Annotated in this window: 17 protein-coding genes and 3 pseudogenes; 11 read left to right on the forward strand and 9 right to left on the reverse strand. The window is 70.8% G+C overall.

Annotated features, from left to right (window positions below; all coding sequences use genetic code 11):
* Window positions 1-140: 140 nt before the first annotated feature.
* Both ACGF13_RS29095 and ACGF13_RS29100 read right to left on the reverse strand, forming a co-directional pair.
* Window positions 141-1,529, reverse strand: a complete 1,389-nt coding sequence (locus ACGF13_RS29095) for a DUF3472 domain-containing protein (RefSeq protein WP_392880623.1) — start codon at window positions 1,527-1,529, stop codon at window positions 141-143.
* Between the two features lie 552 nt (window positions 1,530-2,081).
* Window positions 2,082-2,756, reverse strand: a complete 675-nt coding sequence (locus ACGF13_RS29100; protein ID WP_392880625.1) for a sensor histidine kinase — start codon at window positions 2,754-2,756, stop codon at window positions 2,082-2,084.
* A 99-nt stretch (window positions 2,757-2,855) separates the two neighbouring features.
* Between ACGF13_RS29100 and ACGF13_RS29105 the strand changes: the two genes are divergently transcribed.
* The 4 genes from ACGF13_RS29105 to ACGF13_RS29120 all read left to right on the forward strand — a co-directional run bounded on the left by ACGF13_RS29105 (window position 2,856) and on the right by ACGF13_RS29120 (window position 7,513).
* A complete protein-coding gene (locus ACGF13_RS29105; protein ID WP_392880627.1) occupies window positions 2,856-3,290 on the forward strand; it encodes a hypothetical protein in 435 nt (144 codons plus the stop codon).
* Window positions 3,291-4,550 (forward strand): alpha/beta hydrolase, encoded by a 1,260-nt coding sequence (locus ACGF13_RS29110; RefSeq protein ID WP_392880629.1) that lies wholly within the window; start codon window positions 3,291-3,293, stop codon window positions 4,548-4,550.
* Between the two features lie 80 nt (window positions 4,551-4,630).
* Entirely contained in the window at window positions 4,631-6,019 is a 1,389-nt protein-coding gene (locus ACGF13_RS29115) for a hypothetical protein (protein ID WP_392880631.1), read from the forward strand.
* A gap of 180 nt (window positions 6,020-6,199) precedes the next feature.
* On the forward strand, window positions 6,200-7,513 hold the full coding sequence (locus ACGF13_RS29120; protein WP_392880633.1) for a M60 family metallopeptidase: 1,314 nt from the start codon (window positions 6,200-6,202) through the stop codon (window positions 7,511-7,513).
* 252 nt (window positions 7,514-7,765) lie between these two features.
* Here ACGF13_RS29120 and ACGF13_RS29125 read toward each other — a convergent pair whose 3' ends face one another.
* Window positions 7,766-8,443: a GAP family protein gene (locus tag ACGF13_RS29125; RefSeq protein WP_392880635.1), complete on the reverse strand. Its 678-nt coding sequence runs from the start codon at window positions 8,441-8,443 to the stop codon at window positions 7,766-7,768.
* Between the two features lie 466 nt (window positions 8,444-8,909).
* On the opposite strand from ACGF13_RS29125, the gene ACGF13_RS29130 reads away from it, so the two are divergent.
* The 3 genes from ACGF13_RS29130 (at window position 8,910) to ACGF13_RS29140 (ending at window position 12,155) form a co-directional block, all read left to right on the forward strand.
* Window positions 8,910-9,500: a hypothetical protein gene (locus tag ACGF13_RS29130; protein ID WP_392880637.1), complete on the forward strand. Its 591-nt coding sequence runs from the start codon at window positions 8,910-8,912 to the stop codon at window positions 9,498-9,500.
* Window positions 9,501-9,617: 117 nt separating this feature from the next.
* Window positions 9,618-10,967, forward strand: a complete 1,350-nt coding sequence (locus ACGF13_RS29135; protein ID WP_392880639.1) for a Dyp-type peroxidase — start codon at window positions 9,618-9,620, stop codon at window positions 10,965-10,967.
* 57 nt (window positions 10,968-11,024) lie between these two features.
* Complete coding sequence (locus ACGF13_RS29140; RefSeq protein ID WP_392880641.1) at window positions 11,025-12,155, forward strand: catalase family protein; 1,131 nt, start codon at window positions 11,025-11,027, stop codon at window positions 12,153-12,155.
* Window positions 12,156-12,192: 37 nt separating this feature from the next.
* Here ACGF13_RS29140 and ACGF13_RS29145 read toward each other — a convergent pair whose 3' ends face one another.
* Both ACGF13_RS29145 and ACGF13_RS29150 read right to left on the reverse strand, forming a co-directional pair.
* Window positions 12,193-12,426, reverse strand: a complete 234-nt coding sequence (locus ACGF13_RS29145; RefSeq protein ID WP_392880643.1) for a hypothetical protein — start codon at window positions 12,424-12,426, stop codon at window positions 12,193-12,195.
* Between the two features lie 88 nt (window positions 12,427-12,514).
* Window positions 12,515-12,664 (reverse strand): annotated as a pseudogene (locus tag ACGF13_RS29150) (histone-like nucleoid-structuring protein Lsr2); the annotation flags it as partial.
* Window positions 12,665-12,949: 285 nt separating this feature from the next.
* Here ACGF13_RS29150 and ACGF13_RS29155 point away from each other — a divergent pair.
* Window positions 12,950-13,237: pseudogene (locus ACGF13_RS29155) on the forward strand (integrase core domain-containing protein); the annotation flags it as partial.
* A gap of 194 nt (window positions 13,238-13,431) precedes the next feature.
* Here the strand turns inward: ACGF13_RS29155 and ACGF13_RS29160 are convergent.
* Together ACGF13_RS29160 and ACGF13_RS29165 are read right to left on the reverse strand one after the other, a co-directional pair.
* The gene (locus ACGF13_RS29160) at window positions 13,432-14,016 is read right to left on the reverse strand and encodes a hypothetical protein (RefSeq protein WP_392880645.1); all 585 of its coding nucleotides are present in this window, start codon (window positions 14,014-14,016) and stop codon (window positions 13,432-13,434) included.
* Between the two features lie 134 nt (window positions 14,017-14,150).
* The gene (locus ACGF13_RS29165; protein WP_392880806.1) at window positions 14,151-14,582 is read right to left on the reverse strand and encodes a transposase family protein; all 432 of its coding nucleotides are present in this window, start codon (window positions 14,580-14,582) and stop codon (window positions 14,151-14,153) included.
* 118 nt (window positions 14,583-14,700) lie between these two features.
* On the opposite strand from ACGF13_RS29165, the gene ACGF13_RS29170 reads away from it, so the two are divergent.
* Window positions 14,701-14,853: a hypothetical protein gene (locus ACGF13_RS29170; protein ID WP_392880647.1), complete on the forward strand. Its 153-nt coding sequence runs from the start codon at window positions 14,701-14,703 to the stop codon at window positions 14,851-14,853.
* A 70-nt stretch (window positions 14,854-14,923) separates the two neighbouring features.
* Window positions 14,924-15,364, forward strand: a pseudogene (locus tag ACGF13_RS29175) (flavodoxin family protein); the annotation flags it as partial.
* Window positions 15,365-15,534: 170 nt separating this feature from the next.
* On the opposite strand, the gene ACGF13_RS29180 reads toward ACGF13_RS29175, so the two are convergent.
* Both ACGF13_RS29180 and ACGF13_RS29185 read right to left on the reverse strand, forming a co-directional pair.
* A complete protein-coding gene (locus tag ACGF13_RS29180) occupies window positions 15,535-16,986 on the reverse strand; it encodes a sensor histidine kinase (RefSeq protein ID WP_392880649.1) in 1,452 nt (483 codons plus the stop codon).
* Between the two features lie 16 nt (window positions 16,987-17,002).
* Window positions 17,003-17,680, reverse strand: a complete 678-nt coding sequence (locus ACGF13_RS29185; RefSeq protein WP_392880652.1) for a response regulator transcription factor — start codon at window positions 17,678-17,680, stop codon at window positions 17,003-17,005.
* 129 nt (window positions 17,681-17,809) lie between these two features.
* On the opposite strand from ACGF13_RS29185, the gene ACGF13_RS29190 reads away from it, so the two are divergent.
* Entirely contained in the window at window positions 17,810-18,349 is a 540-nt protein-coding gene (locus tag ACGF13_RS29190; protein ID WP_392880654.1) for a hypothetical protein, read from the forward strand.
* Window positions 18,350-18,367: the final 18 nt, after the last annotated feature.

An 18,367-nucleotide genomic window follows, 5' to 3' on the forward strand; every position in this document is an offset into this window, starting at 1 on the left:
CAGTGAGGGGTTCACGAGCGGTTCCCGGACAGGTCGGCCCCAGGACCTGACCCTCCACCGACGGACCGCCGCCCATGCCACCGTCTCGGGCACCGGTGAGGTGCCCGGGGCGGCGGCATGTCGGCTCTCCTCGGGGCAGGTCAGTCGCGGGTCCGCCGAGCACGGTTGCGCCGGTGCAGGACGAGGAGGGCGGCGGCCGTTCCCACGACGAGCGCGGCCGCGCCACCCAGGGCGAGTGGGAGGGTGTCACTGTGCCGGGTGGCCGTGTGGGTGACCGGGTGGGGGCTGCGCGGTGAGGTGGTGGGGGAGGGCGCCGTGGTCGGGACGCCGTCGGTCGGGACGCCGGTCGCGGGGGCGCCGTCGCGGGCGGGGACGCTCCATGCCTGGTCCGTGCTTCCTGGCGTGCAGGGCCGCGTGACGGGTGCACTGTCGGGGGCGGCGGTGAGGCACTGCCCGGACTTCTTGTTCTGCAGGGTTCTCGACGTGGTGTCGTAGGCCCACTGCTTGGTGGGGTCGGTGACCTTGCCGTCGTCGGTGGCGCCGGCGCAGTCGCGCACGACGGTGGTGGAACTCTGTTCGGTGAGGCAGTAGTTGGAGGGCAGGCGCAGGGTCTGGTCGGGGGCAAGGACCCAGGCGCGGTCGGCGGTGGGCGTGCAGTCGGCCATCGCGAGCTTGGTGCCGTCGCCGGGGGTGCCCTTGGCGGTGAGGCAGGTGCGGCCGTTCTGCAGCGGTCCCCGGGCGCTGTTGCCGATGGCGTTGCGGTGCGTGCTGCCCTGTGCGGTCAGTTCGGCCTTGGCCTGCGGCTTGCAGAATTCGCGCAGTTCGGTGGAGGTGGCCGCGGCGGTGACGGTGCCCGCGTTGGCGGTCGGCAGGCCGAAGGTGACGGCCGAGTTGGGCTGGTCGTAGCAGGTGGGCCGAGGGTCGTTCCACTCGAAGTACTCGGTCCAGTCGACCATGTTGTCGGGGGAGATGCCGGTGGCAGCGGTCCTGATGCTGCCCAGGTCGATGGTGGTGCCGGTGGTCTTGTCGGTGACGGTCGCGTTGAACCAGCCGCCGGTGGTGGCGGCGACCTTGAACTGGTAGGTGTGGCCCGCCTGCCAGTCCAGGGCGGCCGAGCACTGCCGGCCGGTGCCCTCGCCGCCGAACGGCTTGCAGCTGCTGCCGGGGCCGCCCTGCTTGGTCTCGGTGGTGTCCCAGGCCGAGAAGAGCACTTTGCGCGGGGAGCCGCCGTTGCTCTGCACGCCGATGTAGCCGGTGTGCTGGTTGTCGAAGTCGAACTGGTGGCTCCAGAAGATCTCGGCGGTGTAGCCGGGGTCGTAGGCCGGGGTGGTGGTCCAGCTGACATCGTGCAGGGAGCCGGTGCCCTTCGGAAAGGTGTAGTAGGTGTACGTGCCCGGCGTATGGCCTTCGTCGGCGGCGCCGGCCTGACCCGCACCGACCAGCGCGATGGCCATGGCGCCGAGCCCTCCGGCCAGGCCGAGGCGGCACGCTCCGCTGAGTCGTCGGAAGCCGGTCGGTCGGTTGTCCATGCGGGCTCTCCTGCGGGCTGTGGTCGATTCGTCGAACCGTCGTGCGTCCCAGGAGCATGGCGGGCGGGTCGTGAGGCTTTGATGAAGGAGGCCCGGCCGGGGCCGCCGTCGGGCCGGCAGCCGCGGACGCCGGCGAGGAGGTCGTGACACGGTGGTGCGCGGTGGGCCCTTGATCGGTCGGCTGTTCGCGGGTCAGCGGGCAGCCCGAGGGTGCACCAGCACAGGCGGTCGCACCCGCGTTCCCCTGCGCGCGGACGCGCCGACCGCGCACTGCCGCCGCAGCGCCGAACAGAGCGGCCGAAGTCGTGTCACGGTCGCGTCCACCGTGCTCATGCGGCCGACCGGCGCGGGCTCCTTCGGGTTCGCAGTGGATGAGCTGAGCCCCACGAGGAAAGTGCAGAGGACGGCAGTGGCGAGCAGGACGATGGCACCGCGCTGGCAGATGGCGGAATTCACGGGGATCCCCTCTCGGTCGTCCGCGCAGGCTGCCCGGAGCAGCGTGAGGATTCCGTGAGGAGTGAGGGGGAGCCCGAGATGTCCTTCCGCCAGGGGTCACGGCCGCCGTTTCGCCGGGATCGTCAACGTGAAGCGGGCGCCGCCGCGTTCGCTGGTGGTGACGGTCAGGGACCCGCTGTGGGTGCGGGCGATCCAGGCGGTGATGGACAGGCCGAGGCCGGTGGAGTCGGAGCCGCTGCGGAATCGCTGGAACAGCGAGTCGGCCAGGTGGGGTGGGACTCCCGGTCCGGCGTCATCCACGGCGAGGGTGCCGTCGGCGGTGACGGTGAGCTCGACTGCCGCGGACAGCCCCGGCGCGTGGCCGTGGGTGAGCGCATTGGCGAGCAGGTTGGTGACGGCTCGGCGGAGCAGGTCCGGGTCGGCGTCGACGACGGTGGGATCGGTGTGGAGGGTGATGCGGTGTTCGCCGGTGTGCGTGTCGTCGACGACGGCTTCGACGAGCTGGTCGAAGCGCAGGGGCTCGGTCGCGAGGGTGGTGACGCCGGCGGTGAGGCGGGCGCGGGTGAGCAGGCCGTCGACGAGGTCGCCCGTGCGGGTGGCGAGGCTCACGGTGCGCTTGAGTGCCTCGGTGCGGGTGGCGTCGTCGCGCAGGGCGGTCTCGGCGAGCAGGCGGAGCGAGGCGGCGGGGGTGCGCAGGTCGTGGGCGCCGCGCAGCGCCGCCGTCACGGCGAACCGAAGGTCATCGTTGTCCTCTACAACCAATATGCGCACAGCGGCCAGGATAGTCCCACCGGTCTCATCAAAATCTCACGGTGCCCCGGCCAGGCTTCTGCGACGTACCCGACAGCCGACGTGGGATGGGACCTCGCAGTGCAGCGTTTTCTCCGGAGCAAGGCCATCACGCAACCGGAGGGTCACACCCCCCAGACCCCAGGCGCGAGGGCGCCGCGTCGTACCCCCGAACGCCGCGTCGCCCTCGCCCTGGCACTGACCGTGCTGGGCGCCGTCCCGCTCGCCGCCTGCTCTCCGGACACGACGATCACGCCGGTGTCGCCGGTCCCGGAGACAGCTGCCGAGCCGTCCGCCCAGTCGGCGCTGCGGTCCTTCTACCGGCAGAAGCTCGACTGGACGAAGTGCGGCGAGCTGCGGTGCGCCACGCTGACCGTCCCCATGGACTACGCGCACCCGGAGAACGGGAAGACCTTCGCTCTTCCCGTGGTCAAGGCGGCCACCGCGATGCCGGACAAGCGCATCGGATCGCTGGTCTTCAACCCGGGCGGCCCGGGCGCCTCCGGCGTTCAGTAGATGAAGTCCGGCGGCGCCGACTCCTTCACCAAGCAGGCCCGGGCGCACTTCGACATCGTCAGCTTCGACCCGCGCGGCGTCGCCGGCAGCAAGCCCGCCCTCGACTGCACCACCCCGGACGACGCGCCCGACCAGGGCGGCGGCAGCGACGCCGTGCAGCCGCTCTACCCGCGCACGGATGCCGAGCGCCAGGCCGCCCTCGCGGAGGCCGACCGCACCGCCGCCGCCTGCCAGGCCCGCAGCGGCGAGATCCTCCCGCACGTCGGCACCCTGGACGCCGCCCGCGACCTGGACGTGCTGCGCGCCGCCCTCGGCGACGACAAGCTGACCTACGTCGGCTGGTCCTACGGCACCTACCTCGGCACGATCTACGCCGAACAGTTCCCGCAGCGGGCGCGCGCCCTCGTCCTCGACGGGGCGATGGATCCCGCCCTCGACTGGTCCGAGGAGGCATTGAGCGGCGGCCGGGCGTTCCGCAAGGCCGTCGACGACTACGCCGACAACTGCGCCAAGATCGTCCAGAAGGCCTGCCCGGCTACCACGCCGGACGGCATCCGCACGCTCGTCTCGGACCTCTTCGCGAGGACCGCCCGCCACCCGTTGCCGATCAAGGGCAGTACCAAGCGACTCGACGAGAACATGCTGCACAGCGCCGTCACCGCGTCGATGTACACGCCGGAAGTTCAGTGGCAGGCGCTCTCCGAGGGCCTGACCGCCGCCCGCAAGGGCGACGGCACCAAGCTCGCCGACATCGCCGACCATGGCCAGGGCCTCCAGGACGACGGCTCCGCTGACCCGGGCGCCTCGGACACCCCCACCGACGCCGGAACCGCCGACGCGGCACCCCGCGACAACAGCAGCGACGCCCTGATGGCCGCCAACTGCCTCGACAACCCGCACCCCAAGGACCCGCAGGCGTACTGGCAGGTCCTCGACCGCGCCTACCAGGAGTCCGGAGCGTTCGGCGCCTCCACCGTGCTCGCCGACCTCACCTGCCGCACCTGGCCCACCGGTCCGCTGCAGCCGCACCGCGTCAAGGCCGACGGCCTGCCGCCGGTCCTCGTGGTCGGCACCACCGGCGACGCGGCGACCCCCTACCAGGACGCCCAGAGCCTCGCCGCCCAACTCCCCGGCGGCATGCTGCTCACCTACAAGGGTCTCGGCCACACCGCCTACGGGCGCAGCAACGCCTGCGTGACCGATGCCGTGGACGGCTACCTCGTCGACCTCAAGCCCGTGCAGCCCGGGGCCAGTTGCTGACCTCGCACTACTGACGCTTCCCGTCAGAGGGTCGGGAGCAGCAGCTCCCGATCGCCCAACCATCATGGGGGACTCTCCACTTGTCCACTCGCACCATCGCGCTGTCCGCGATCGCGGCATCCGTCGTGCTCGCGGTCGGCGCCATCACCCCGGCCGCGTCGGCAGCCGAGCCGGCCGCTCCGGCGACGACGAGCCTGCCCGTCGTCGTGGCCACCACCGACACGCCGAACGTCGCGCTGGCCACCCCGTCCGACTCCGGAGCGCCCGCCCAGTCCACGACCTCGGACCTCAAGCTGGACTCCTACGACCAGCAGAGCGGTCAGGCCGTTCTGGCGCCCACCGGGAACGCCGTCGCTGATTCCGGCACGGCAGCGGCCGCCACGGCGAGCGTCCAGCCCGGCCAGCTCATCGACAGCCCGCCGACTGACGCTGCACCGCACGGTGCCCTGGTCAAGGTCACCGACGTCCGGCCGACCGGCGACGGCAAGGTCGCGGTCAGCACCCGCCCGGCCGCGCTCACCGAACTGCTGGGCCAGGTCAAGGCCGCCGGTCACACCTTCCTCGACCCGCGCAACATCAAGGTCGAGCCCCTGGCCAAGGACCTGAACGTCTCCTTCACCGGCGACACCAGCGGTGGTACCGGCTCCGCCTCGGCCGCACTGCAGCTGAAGGCGCACGCCTCCGTCCCGGTGCCCGACCAGAGCTGGGCCGACGGGGCCGTGACCGCCAAGTCCACGGTCGACGTCGACGGCACGATCGAGCTCAAGCCCGTGGTCGACCTCGACTACCAGGGCGCCACCCTCGGCCTCATCCCCCAGCACATCAACGTGGGCTTCGACCTCGGCGCGCACGCCGACTGGCGGGTCACCGCCGGACTCCACGCCGGCCTGACCCCGGTCAAGGTGCCGCTGGCCAAGCTCTTCGCCCACCCGGTCGTGCTGGTCGGCCAACTGCCGGTGGTGCTCAGCCTGGAACTCACCCTCACCGCCCAGGTCTCCGCCGACGGTGACATCACCATCGACACCGAACAGGCCTTCGACGGCGCCTGGGGCATCCACGCCGACTACACCAAGGGCACCGGCTGGGCCACCACCACCGACCCCGGCACCGCCACGGTCTCCCCGGTCAGCACCAAGCTCTCCGGCAACGCCGGCGTGCGTGCCGGCCTGCTCGCCGAGGCCGGGGTCTTCCTCTACGACACCGTGGGCATCAAGGCCGGCATCGAGCCCTACCTGCGGGGCGCCGTGAACGGCAGCATCACCGTCGACACCTCCGGCGCGCCGCCGAAGATCGACGGCCAGGCCTCCCTCTACGGCGGATTCGACGTCAACGGCTCCCTCGCGGCGCGCCTCCCGTTGCTGGGATCGGCCTTCGAGAAGGACCTGACGTTCCCGGTCTTCAACCACGAATGGCTGGTCGCTCAACGGGGCACTGGCAGCGGAACCCCCGCGGACCAGCCGAGCACCTGACCCGTCACGTGACTGGTAGCCACTGACCCCTGCGGGGCCCGCCGAACCCTCGGGCCCCGCAGGCACACCGACCGGCAGGCGACGCGCCGGACCAATCGATACGAAGGGGAGGGTGCGACCACGATGGTGCAGCATTTTACGAGACTCCGAGGCCTCGGTCTCGTTCCCGCTGTAGGCCTGGTGGCCGCCACCCTGCTGACCGCGGGGTGCAGTGCCGACGCGCCCCCGCGCCCGGGGCCCTCGCCGTCCGCTTCGACGCCGTCCGCTTCTTCTCCGTCCGTCCGGGACGTCACGCTCGCCGCTACGCCGTCCGCGGGGGCGGAGCAGAAGCGGCTGGCCACCGACTTCCACCCGGACGACGCCCAGCCCACCGGCCTGTACCTCCCGCCCCACATGTCCGTCTCGGTCAGCGTCGACCGCCCCTCGGGGGCGCCGGTGCCCGAGCTGCTGGTCGGGACGTACGGCCTCGACGGAACCGACGAGGGCGAGGAGGAGAAGCCTCGCGCCCATCCGCTGCCCGGCCCCACGAACACCGTCAGCGACGACGCGGGCGGAATGCTCCACATCCGGTACGTCAAGGACTCCCCGGGAGAAGTGCCCGCCGTGACCCTGCACTTCGGGGAGGCCGCCCGGCCGGTCCCGTACCACGTCCTGGGCCGCTCGCCGGTCGCGGACTGGCGCTCGCAGCTTGCTGAGGCGAAGGACGTGCCGGTCGCTCAGCTCGTCGGCGAGCACGTTGTGCTCACCGTCCACCTCGACTCCGCCCGCCGCAACGCCGGCCAGGACCCGGACGCCCTGCTGCAGGCCTACGAGCGCATCCTCGCAGTCGAGGACGCGATCAGCGGACTGGACGGGCACGACCCCCGCGACCGGCGCAGCCCGCTGCGCTACTTCGTCTCGGAAGCCAAGGCGGGCATCAACCCCAATGCCTCCGTCGACCGGGTCGCCTACCCCTCCGACTCGATCGACGAAGCCCTGAACGCCGAACAGCTGATGAAGAGTTGGGGCATGTGGCACGAGCTCGGCCACATTCACCAGCAGTCCTCCTGGCTCTGGGAGAGCGTCACCGAGGTGACGGTCAACATCTACAGCCTCGCCGTCCAGCGTGACCTGGGCCGGCCGACCAGGCTCGCCGAGGACGGCACCCCCGCGGCGGTCCGCAAGCACCTGGCCTCGTCGGCGGCCACGAAGGACTTCAACGCGGAGGGCGCCGACCCCTTCGTCCAGCTGGCCATGTTCGAACAGCTCCGCTTGGCGTTCGGCGACCGCTTCTACCCCGAACTGCACAAGCTGGCCCGCCGGGCCGAGAAGGCGGGCGATCCCCAGCAGTTCTTCATCCTGAACGCCTCACGCGTGTCGGGCCGGAACCTGATCGGCTTCTTCACCGCGTGGGGCCTGACGGTTGCCCCGCAGACCCGGGTCGAGGTGACTGCCCTCGCCCTGCCCGCCCCGGACAAGGACCCGTCGACCCTCGACTTCACCAAGGCGTCGTAGAGTCCGTGCACGCTGCCGAAGCAGGCGCCGATCGGCAGGTAGCGGGTCATGTCGTGCTGTGGGGGCGTTGCCGCCCAGCTGCTGGCGATGGCTTCGGCCTCGGCGACAGTGGAGTAGACCCGCGGCACCTGGCCGGCGCCGCTCGGCCGACGAGCGCCGAAGGTCGGGTGGCCTGGCGGTGAGAGCCCCCGGGCACCCGACCCGCCCCTTGTGGCGCGTCCGTGCTCGGACTGCCACGCATGGGTGGGTATGTCAGGAGGTGAGTATGGAGATGCCGTCTCCGAGCAGTTTCAGCCCGAGGACGAAGAACAGGACGGCCATCACGGCGACATTGTGCTGAGCTGCCCAGTCTTTCCAGCTTCCGAGCGTGGTCTGGGCCCGCTCTCCACCGAGCAGGAACACTCCCAGTGGGGCCAGCAGGCCGAGGCTGGCGATCACAACGAAGATCACCAGCGATGCGATCTGCTGCCCGATCGGCAGTCCGGCAGAGCCGATCGTGGCGCCCGCGGCGATGGTCAGTGGGGCGTTCTTGGCGTTGAGCGCGGCCAGAGCCAATCCGAGTGCGAAGATCTTGACCGGAGTTAGGCGGTCGAGCGCGCTCATCCACTTCGGCAGCTGCGCTTGCGAGGGGTCCTTCGGCCGTCGGTGCCATTGCCGGGCGCCGAAGACGGCGAGGAGCACGCCGAGGGCGAGTTTGAGAGCTCCCACCCAGGCGGCCGGGTGGTTGCGGGCGGAGGCACCTGCGGGGGAGGCGATCGCGAGCATCACCGCGCCCAGTACCGAGAGCCCCAGGATCCAGCCGACGGTGAAGAGGAGCCCGTTGAGTCGGCCTCGGGGCGTGGCGAGGATGAGGATGACTGCGATAATCGGGAGCGGGCTGACCGCGACGCCGGCCGCAAGACCGAGGACGTCACCGAGAACTTTGCCCATTGTTGCCTCCGGGTGGGAGTCGGGGCGGCGATCCAGGTGGGCGAGGCTTGGCGGAAGTAGGTGCCCCGGCCGCCTCCGGCGCGACGGGACGACCCGCGATCGGCTGCGCCGTTGTTCCCAGGGCCGCGCGGATGTGATTACCCGAACGGAGCGGATGTGATTGCCCGAGAGGGCGACGGCGGCGCATGTCCTCCCATCTTCCTGCGCCTGGCCGTATCTGTCCTCGGGAGTCTTCTCCAGGCCAGGCCACCTGCATGAGCCTGCGGGATCCGCGTTCCTGCCTTCCCGGACGTGGCGTCGAGGTCATCGGTCAGTGTGATCAAACGGGTGCCCTGAGCGTCTGCATCGCTCAGGGGTGAAGATGCGAGGCAGCGCATCCACGGTGACGATGAACAGGTGAGGGCGATGGCGCCCCATGTCGTGCGCTTGGAGACCCTCTCACCGACCGCAGCAGGAGGATCTCACGATGACTGCGACGACAGGTGGAACCCAGTCTGCTCACCCCGAGCGCCCGGGCAGGTCGGATGGGGTCTGCAGCGAGTTCACCGTCTTCACCAAGATCAAGCCGGGCGAGGCCGATGCGCTGCGTAAGGACCTCGCCGCGATGGCCGACGCGGCGCAGGACGCGGAGACCCACGCGGCGGTACGGCAGATCGGCACCCTGCATGACGCGCGGCACGTGATCTTCGACGACGACACCCGGTTCATGTTCGCCAGCGTCTTCGACGGTTCCTGGGACACCTACATCGACGACTTCGCCAAGACGGTGGTCGGCGCCCGCTTCGAGAGGGTCTTCTCGCACAGCGAGGGGTTCCCCGGCATCCACGATCCGGGGGTGAAGGACTGGTTCGTCGCCCATCAGGCGCCCGCGAACGTCTTCATCAGCGCCTATCCCGATCTGACCGTTCAGCAGATCTACAAAGATCATCGTGTGGAGGAGGCGTTCGAGGATGTGCTGGACACCCCCGAGTTCCGCTCGGCCCTGAAGAACCCGGCGAACGCGGAGTTGGTGGCCACGCCCGCTTTCCAGAAGCTGCTGGAGGAAGCCTCGGCCTAGCAGCCGGGCGCAAAAAACGACCCTTGGAGCCGACGCGCCGGTGGACCGGCCGGCGACCGTGAGGCCGGTCGCCGGTGGGCTGCCCAGGCAGCGGCCGATGTGGAGGCACGACCGATCATGAACACCGCGGACAGCAGCACGGCGAGTGTGCGCGTCGAGATCGACGACGTCCAGAGCGGGGCCCTCCGTCCTCGGCCCGTTCCCTACGAGGGAAAGTTCGTCTTCCTGCACGTCGACGACCGTCACGCGGGGCGCGCCCTGCTCCGGCGGCTGCTTCCGGTGACCTCGGGTGGTCTGCCCAGCGCGGACCGGAGCCGGGACGCCTGGGTGGCCGTGGCGTTCACCTATCAGGGACTGAAGGCCCTGGGGGTACCCCAGGAGTCGCTGGACAGTTTTCCGCGGGCGTTTCGTGAGGGTATGGCCGCTCGCGCGGAGCTGATCGGTGACGTGGGCGAGAGCGCACCGGCCCGCTGGGAGGCACCGTTCGGAATGGGTGAGGTCCACATCGCGTTGAGTGCTCTCTCCTCCGACGCCGCGCAGATGGAGAGGGAACTGGAGCGGGCCCGTGTCGCCTACGAGGACATCCCCGGTGTCCGGGTGATCTGGCAGCAGGAGGTCCGCCAGCTCCCGACCGGGCGCACCACTTTCGGCTTCCGTGACGGCATCAGCCATCCGAACATCGAGGGCGTCGGGCTGCCCGGCTCCAACCCGCAGGAGGCTCCCATCAAGGCCGGCGAGTTCATCCTCGGTTACCCCGACGAGACCGGCAATCTGCCGCCCATGCCCAGCCCCGATGTGCTGGGGCGCAACGGGACCTACGTGGCCGTCCGCAAGATCCACACCAACGTTGCGGCGTGGCGCCGGTTTCTGCGGGCGAACAGCTCCAGTGCCGAGGAGGAGGCCCTGCTGGCGGCGAAGATGGTCGGGCGCTGGCCCAGCGGGGCGCCGCTGACCCTGGCACCGGAGCACGATGATCCGGAACTGGCGGCCGATCCGCAGCGCGTCAACAACTTTCTGTACCGGGAGCACGACGATGGCGGCTTCCGGTGTCCCGCAGGTGCGCATATCCGGCGCACCAATCCTCGCGATGCCACGATCATCGGCGACGCACGGATGCACCGCCTCATCCGCCGCGGCACCACCTACGGCCCGCCTCTTCCCGAGGGCGTGCTGGAGGACGACGGCGCCGACCGCGGGCTGGTCGGAGTGTTCATCGGGGCCCATCTTGAACGGCAGTTCGAGTTCATCAAGTCCGAGTGGGTCAACGACGGCAACTTCATCGGCTACCCCGGCGAGCAGGACCCCGTGGCCGGGCACCACGGCGGAACCGGCAGCATCACCATCCCGGCGAAGCCGGTCCGCCGGCGCCTGCGCAACCTGCCCAGCTTCGTGGTCACCCGCGGCGGCGAGTACTGCTTCCTTCCGGGTCTGCGTGCCCTGCGCTGGCTCGCCGAACTGGAGGACTGAGAACCGATCCCCGTAGCCCGAGGGTCCGATCACGCTCTGCGAGGAGAGGCCGAAGCCATGGCAACACAGTTCGTCCGCTACACGCCTGACGTCGAAGACGACGACCCGGACTTCGACCAGAACCTGCAGAAGGTGATCGACAAGACCGAGAGCTACGTCACCGAGTCCGTCACGGCCGGCGGCACCGGGCAGGCCCTGCGCGACGCCCATGCCAAGGGCTACGGGCTGGTCCGAGGGGAAGTGGAGATCCTGGCCGGGCTTCCCCCCGAGTACGCCCAGGGCATTTACGCGACCCCGGGAGTCCACGACGCACTCATCCGCTTCTCCAACGGCTCGCCCCACGCCGGAGCCGACGCACGACTGGGCGCCGCCACCGGACTAGCGCTGAAGATGTTCGACGTCCCCGGCCCCACGCTGCTGGAAGACGAACCAGACACCGGCACCTTCGACTACGCCAACATCAACGGACCGATCTTCTTCTGCAACACCATCGAGCACTACCTGTTCATCCAGGATCTGTTCCTGAACGCGCCGGCCTACTTCTCCCAGGGGCGGCCCGGAGCCCACCGCTTCTTCACCGACTTCGTGACCGGAAAGGGATCCCTGGACCAGGACAACTGGGCGTGGGACGAGTTCCTGGCATTCCTGCGCCTGTCGAAGACCCGACCGGCGAACGTGCTGCTGTCCAGCTACTGGACGATGGGCGCGGTCCGGCACGGGGACTACATCGCCAAGGTGCGCATCACCCCCGACCCGGCCTGCGCCGCCGCGGTGCTCCTACGCGACATCGACCCGACCTCCGCGCAGGAGGTCTTCCGCCCGGCCCTGCAAGCTGAACTCCTGGCGCGGCCCTACGCCTTCGACATCCAGGTCCAGCTCTGCACCGACCTGCAGCGTATGCCGGTGGAGGACACCACCGTGGAGTGGCCCGAACAGCTCTCGCCGGCCGTCACCGTGGCGAAATTGCGGCTGCCGCAGCAGGATATCTCCGGTCCTGAGAACCTGGCGAAGATGGACGCGCTGTCCTTCACGCCCTGGCGGGTCACCGCCGAACACGCGCCCCTGGGCAACATCATGCGGGCCCGCAAGGAGGTCTACCGGCGCTCCTCCATCGCCCGTCACAAGCTCAACCAGCAACCCCGGACAGAGCCGCGCAGCGCCGACGAGGTGCTTAGCCCGCCCCGATGAAGCGGGCGGCTGCAGTCATCGATCGGTTCGCCGTCTATCACCCGCGCCCAGCCATGGCCGTGGACGGCCCGTGGCCCGTGTAAGGCCACAGCGCCGTCCCTGGCTCAACACGCTGGACTTTGACAGACAAGGAGTCGGTCGCCATCTCGCGGTAGGCGTCCAGGCAGACCCGCCAGGACGCCAGGCGCTGGCCGGCCAGGGTGGTCTTCCCGGAGCCGGAGATGCCGACCGGGACGGCGAGCGTGCCGCCGGCGAAGGTGATCGAGTCCACGAGCGGGTGCCCTTCTGTAGGTGGGATGGACGAAGCCGCCCGGCCCCGGGCGGGGTCGGGCGGCGGTGAACGGGGGTGCGGGCCGGGGTCAGCCGGTGGGGCGCAGCGCGCCGCTGTGGCGGGCGGCGTAAGCGCCGAGGACCTGCTTGGGGATGACGCCGCGGTCGGCGACCTGGTGGCCGTGCTGGCGGGCCCAGGTGCGGATGCGGTCGCGCTCGGTGCGGTCGGCGGCCAGTTCGGTGACGGTCGCCGGTGTCGGCGCGGGGGTGGGCTTTGCCGGTCTTCACCTGCTTCAGCTTCTGCTCGGCCGCGGCGAGCTGACGGCGCAGCCGCCCGACCTGGGCTTCGGCGGCGGCGAGGACAAGGGGGTCGCCGTCGGGGGGCGCGCTCGCAGGGCCGCGCAGCGCCACCGGGGTGGGCAGGTGGTCCTGGTCGGCGAGGCGGGCGGCGATCATCTTGATGATGGCCGCGGCCCGCGGCTTGGTGGGGGCCGCGGAGGGCTGCGGTCGCGGCGAGCACATGGGCCCAGGACGTGTCGACGGAATTCGCCGCTGTCTGCCGTGAGGTGGGTGTGACCAGGTCGCGCGGCGCTGTCGGCACGAGTGCGGACAACGCCGCTGCGGAGGCGTTCAACGCGACCCTGAAACGGGAGACCCTGCAGGGCGCGAAACGCTGGCTGGGAGCCCGCGCTGCCCGCCTGGCAGTCTTCCGCTGGATCACCCGGTACAACACGAGAAGGAGGCACTCCGCCCTGAACTACCTCAGCCCGATCGAGTTCGAGCAACGATCAGTTACGCTGGCGCTCGCCGCACAGCACTGGTGTCCACACTTCGGGGGAGCCCCCAGCTCCTTCATCATGGACGGCGACGACGGCACCACCATCAAGGCCAGCGACAAGCCAAAGCAGAGCATCACCGCCACGACAACCACTTCCAAGGGAGGCCGGCGGTACCGCCGCCGGTGGTGGAACCAGAGGTCCTGGAGGAGAGCTTGAGCCACGACCGTTCATGATCGCGATTCTGGTGACGCTCCGTGGCTTGGCAGGGAAAGTGCTCCAGAACCACGGTTCGCCAGCAAAGGTGAGACGCTGGCCGTTGGGCCCACCGTGGGAGCCGTCGAGAGCTGCGCCGACGGCGAGGCGGAGCTGACGACATAGGCGTTGACCGTGCCGTGTCCGGCACGAGCGAAAGTGAAACCGACCAGCCGGTACGTGCCCGGGCTGACCGCTCCAGACAGTTGTACCTGTGGATAGCCCGGCGACCCCACCAGGACCGGCTCCCCCGGCGGAAGCACTACACCCGCTGGGGACGAGCCGCCGCCCTCCATGCTGACTGCCGCCAGGGTGTCGGGCTCCCCACTCGGGTTGAGGATGTATGCCGCCAGCGAGGCGGTGCCGTTTCCGCTCGCATCCATGACCAGACGCACATCACGGAGGTTCAGGTCCCCGATGTTGGCGTTCACGTTGTCCGGCTCGATCCGCCCGGTCTCCGCGCCGTTGCCGGCCGCGCACGCCGCTGTTGGGATGACCGTCAGCAGCACAGCACCCCAGCGCAGCACGGCTTTCCGACGAAGGGACGGCTCGGGTCTCATACGGATCCTCCGGTGCACGGTCAGTGTGCGATCCGTTCCCAGCTTGAGACCCGGGCACGCTGTGTCTCACCCGAACCGCCCGTGTGCGCGTGGTGCACGTCCGTGTTGCTGGCACCGCACTGCGAGAAGAACGGTCAGAAAGGACACTCGTGATACCGGCCGTCAAGTGCTGTTGGACGTGCGCGACGGTGCAGGGTGGATCTGTAGCTCGTCGGTACGGCAGGGACAGACCTGGTCAGCGTGTGTGGGTCTTGTGTCTGGTCCGCAGCTGTAGGGCGAGTCTGGTGGCGCAGATGGACAGGGCGACCCTCCATACCGCGGCCAGGCAGGCGACGCACCCTCAGGTCCAGCCGTACCCGCCGACCCGCCACCGGACGGTCCGCAAGACGACGCCTGTAGTAGCAGTGCAGCCGCGACGATCTCCGCCCGCACCCCGGGCAGACGGCCGCCGCCGCCACCGACCGCACGGCGAGACGAACCTCGCCATCCCCAAGAACCATCTCCTCGACCTCCACACCGATCCCCGGAAAGAGAAGGTCCGCCACACGCACACGCACCGGATCCATCACGCCCAGGTCATGCCCACCACCCGATCACGGTCGGCACGCACCCCTCAATCAGCGACAGAGCCACTTTCCGTGCTGGAGCCACGGAGCGTCACCCGAACCGCGATCATGAACGGTCGTGGCTGACGATCTCCTCCAAGACCTCTGGCTCCACCGGACCTGCGACGTCACGGTCAACACCCTGACTGTCCACGCCGTGACGACCGGCGCCGAGGCGGGCTGTCCGTCGTGCGGAACCGTCTCGGCCCGGGTGCACAGCAAGTACGACTAGCGTCCCGACGGTGAGGGGCCCAGGCTCTTCAGGAGTTTCAGCTGGTCAGGTAGTGTGCCAGAGTGTTCCGCCGATCTGGCTGGGAGACAACTCCTCCGTGATGAAGAGGGTGATCGAGCGGCTGTACGCCTGCTCGTCGATCCTCAACTCCGAGGGCCAGTACGCGTATTACGGACGGGTCGGCGGCTGTCTGATCACCGGGAACGAGGACGGCGCCAAGCACTGCGCGATGAACGTGCTCTACAGCCTCCAGCACCTGGGCTGCACCGTCCCGCCGCAGGCCGACGCGGGTTGGGTGGGGGAGGCGGGCCCGGGGCCGTCGTACCTCGACCCCGGGTCGGGTGGCCCGGAGAACGACTTCACCAACCGCAACACCACCTTCATGACCTGGAACCAGCTCCACCTCGCCCGCATCCTCAAGGACGCCGGCGGCATCCCGGCGCACGGCAACCAGCGCTCCGAGTGGGACGCCGGCTGCCGCTTCGACTTCGAGAACCCCGAACACCGCTGAGCCGCCGGGGCCGGTCGATCCGCGGGGCAGATGTCCTCGTCCACGAACGGCTGGTGGTTCACGTTCTGCGTCCCCCGGTGGAGAACGCAGAGTGGCGTGCCGTTCCGGGGCGACGCTGATGCGGGTCATGACGTGTCACCTCCGGACCTGCCGCAGCGCCGAAGTGCACCTCAGCGGTCGCGGTCCGGTTCGTGGCCCGCGGAGCGGCGGGCCGGGAGCGGGATCCGGGTCCGGAAGGTGGCTGTACCGGGGGTGTCGAGGACGGTGAGGGTGCCTCCGTGGACGGCGGCGATGTCGCGGGCGATCGGAAGGCCGAGGCCGGTGCCGCCGTCGTCGCGGCTGCGGGCGTCGTCGAGGCGGGTGAAACGTTCGAAGATCTTCTCGCGGTCCGCCGGTCCGATCGGGGGGCCGTCGTTGGAGACGTCCAGGAGGGCGTGGCCGGTGGCCCCGTCGACGTGCAGGCTCACGGTGACGTGGTGGCGGGCGTGGCGTTGGCCGTTGTCGAGCAGGTTGGTGAGCAGGCGGCCCAGCCACAGCGGGTTGCCGTGGACGGTGACCGGCGTGGACGCGTGGACGGTGACCGGGTGGGGCTCGCTGCCGCGGGCCGCGACCGTGGTGCGGACGAGGTCGGCGAGGTCGACGGGTTCGTGCGGCCAGTCGTGGCCCGTGGCGTCGAGGCGGGCGAGCAGGAGCAGGTCGGTGGCGAGGGCCTGGAGCCGTTCGGTGTCCTGAAGGGCGCCGCTGACCAGGTCGTTGCGGACCCCGGGGTCGGGGTGGGTGAGGGCGACTTCGAGCTGGGTGCGCAGCACGGCGAGGGGGCTGCGCAGTTCGTGGGAGGCGTCGGCGATGAAGCGGCGCTGGCGGGCCCCGGCGGCTTCGAGGCGTTCGAGCATGGCGTTCATGGTGTCGGCGAGGCGGGCGATCTCGTCGTCGCTGCGGGGGCCGGGGACACGGCGGTCCAGGTCGCGGTCGCCGATGGCGGCCACCTCCGCGCGGATGGCCTCGACGGGGCGCAGCGCCCGGCCGGTGGCGCGCCAGGTGAGGGCGCCGACGGTGAGCAGCAGGAGTCCGCTCAGGGCGGCGAGGGCGGCGGTGGCGAGGTCCTCGGCGGTGTCGACGGTGCGCAGGGAGGCGCCGACGTGGACGGTGACGGGGCCGGTCGGGGTGTCGGCGGTGAGCGTGGTGACGCGCTGGTGGTGTTCGTCGCCCAGGGCGCCGAGGTCGAAGGTGTCGTGACCGGCCCGTCGGCCCCCGGGGGCGATGGCGGGGTGGCCGGCGAGGTTCTGGCTGGCGGCGACGACGTGGCCGTCGGCGTCGACGACCTGGATGAAGTCGGTGCCGTGGTCGAGGGGGAGGGGGTTGGTGAGGCGTCCTTCGCCGGCGAGGCGGGCGACGGCCTGGGCCTGTTCGCGGGCGCCGGTCTCGACGGTGCGTACCAGGTTGGCGCGCAGCAGCAGGATGACGGCGGCCGAGGCGACGGCGAGGACGACGGCCACGCTGAGGCAGGCGGCGAGGGTGGTGCGGGCGCGGACCGAGCGCGGGGTCAGCCGGTCGACGAGGGCGGCGAGGCGCGGGTGCCGGGCGAGGTGGCGGCGCCCGGCCGCGCGGACGCGGGCGCTCACGGGGGCGGCGGTCCGGTCAGCCACCGTCGGCCGCCAGCCGGTATCCGGCGCCGCGGACGGTCTGCACCGCCGCTCTCCCGTACGGGGTGTCGATCTTGCGTCGCAGGGCGCTGACGTGGACCTCGACGGTGTTGGGGTCGCTGTCGAGGGCGTTGTTCCAGACGGCGTCGAGGATGTCCCGTTTGGAGACGGCCTCGCCGGCGCGGCGGGCGAGGTAGTCGAGGATGGCGAACTCGCGGGGGGTGAGCGGGATCACGGTGCCGGCCCGGGTGCAGGTGCGGGCGGCGGAGTCGACGACGAGGTCTCCCAGGACGGTTTCGCGGGGTGCGCGGCTGCCGATGCGCCGGGCGAGCGCCTTGAGGCGGGCGACGAGGACGACGAAGGAGAACGGCTTGGACAGGTAGTCGTCGGCGCCGGTGTCCAGGGCCTCGGCCTCGTCCCACTCGCCGTCCTTGGCGGTCAGCATGAGGATGCCGACGTCGCTGCCCGCGGCCCGCAGGCGCGAGCACACCCGGTAGCCGTTGAGGCCGGGCAGCATGATGTCGAGGACGATCACGTCGTAGGTGTGGTCCATGGCCCTGGCCAGGCCGGAGAGCCCGTCGTGGGCGACGTCGACGGTGAAGCCCTCCGCGGTCAGGCCGTGCTGCACCGCCAGGGCCAGCCGGCGTTCGTCCTCCACCACCAGTACGCGCATACCCACCAGGGTGACAGCGCGGGGCTGAAGGCGCCTTCAGGTCTTCAGCCGATCTTCAGCGACCGCCGGACATGCTGGCCGTACCGCCCGGGGAACGGCCCGGGCCTGTCGAGGAACGGGGTGGGTGCCGTGAGCGAACCCATGGAGGCCGGGGAACCCTTCGAGCCGCAGAAGTCCGCGGGACGGAGGCGTACGGGGCTGGGCATCGCCGGGCGCTGGGTGCGCCGGCGTTCCGGGCGCTGGGCCGTGGTCGGTGCGGCGGTGGTCGTGCTGGGCGGTGGCGCCGCCGCGGTGGCGCTCCACCACGAGGGCGAGGGCCACGGCGACCGCAAGCTCGCCGGTGAGCGGGAGCGGCACGACGACCCGGGCGGTCGTCACGGCGGTGAGGGCCGTCACGGCGGTGAGGGCGGTCACGGCGGTCACGCGCAGCGGGGACCGGGGACGGACGGCGCACCGGCGCCGCTGCCGTCGACCGACGCCGCCGACGCGGTGGTCAAGGCCTCGTCGGCGGTGCCCGCCGGCAAGGTCGAGTCGCTGGCCCCGGTCACCGAGCAGGGCGGTGGCCGCGCCTGGCAGGCAGTGGTCCTCGGCCCGGACGGGGTGCGGCACCTGGTGACCGTCGACGGAACCAACGACACGATCACCGCCAACACCGTCCTGGGCGGCTGACCCACTCGCCCCGGTGCG

This window comes from Kitasatospora sp. NPDC048286, assembly GCF_043201735.1.
Classification (GTDB): Bacteria; Actinomycetota; Actinomycetes; order Streptomycetales; family Streptomycetaceae; genus Kitasatospora.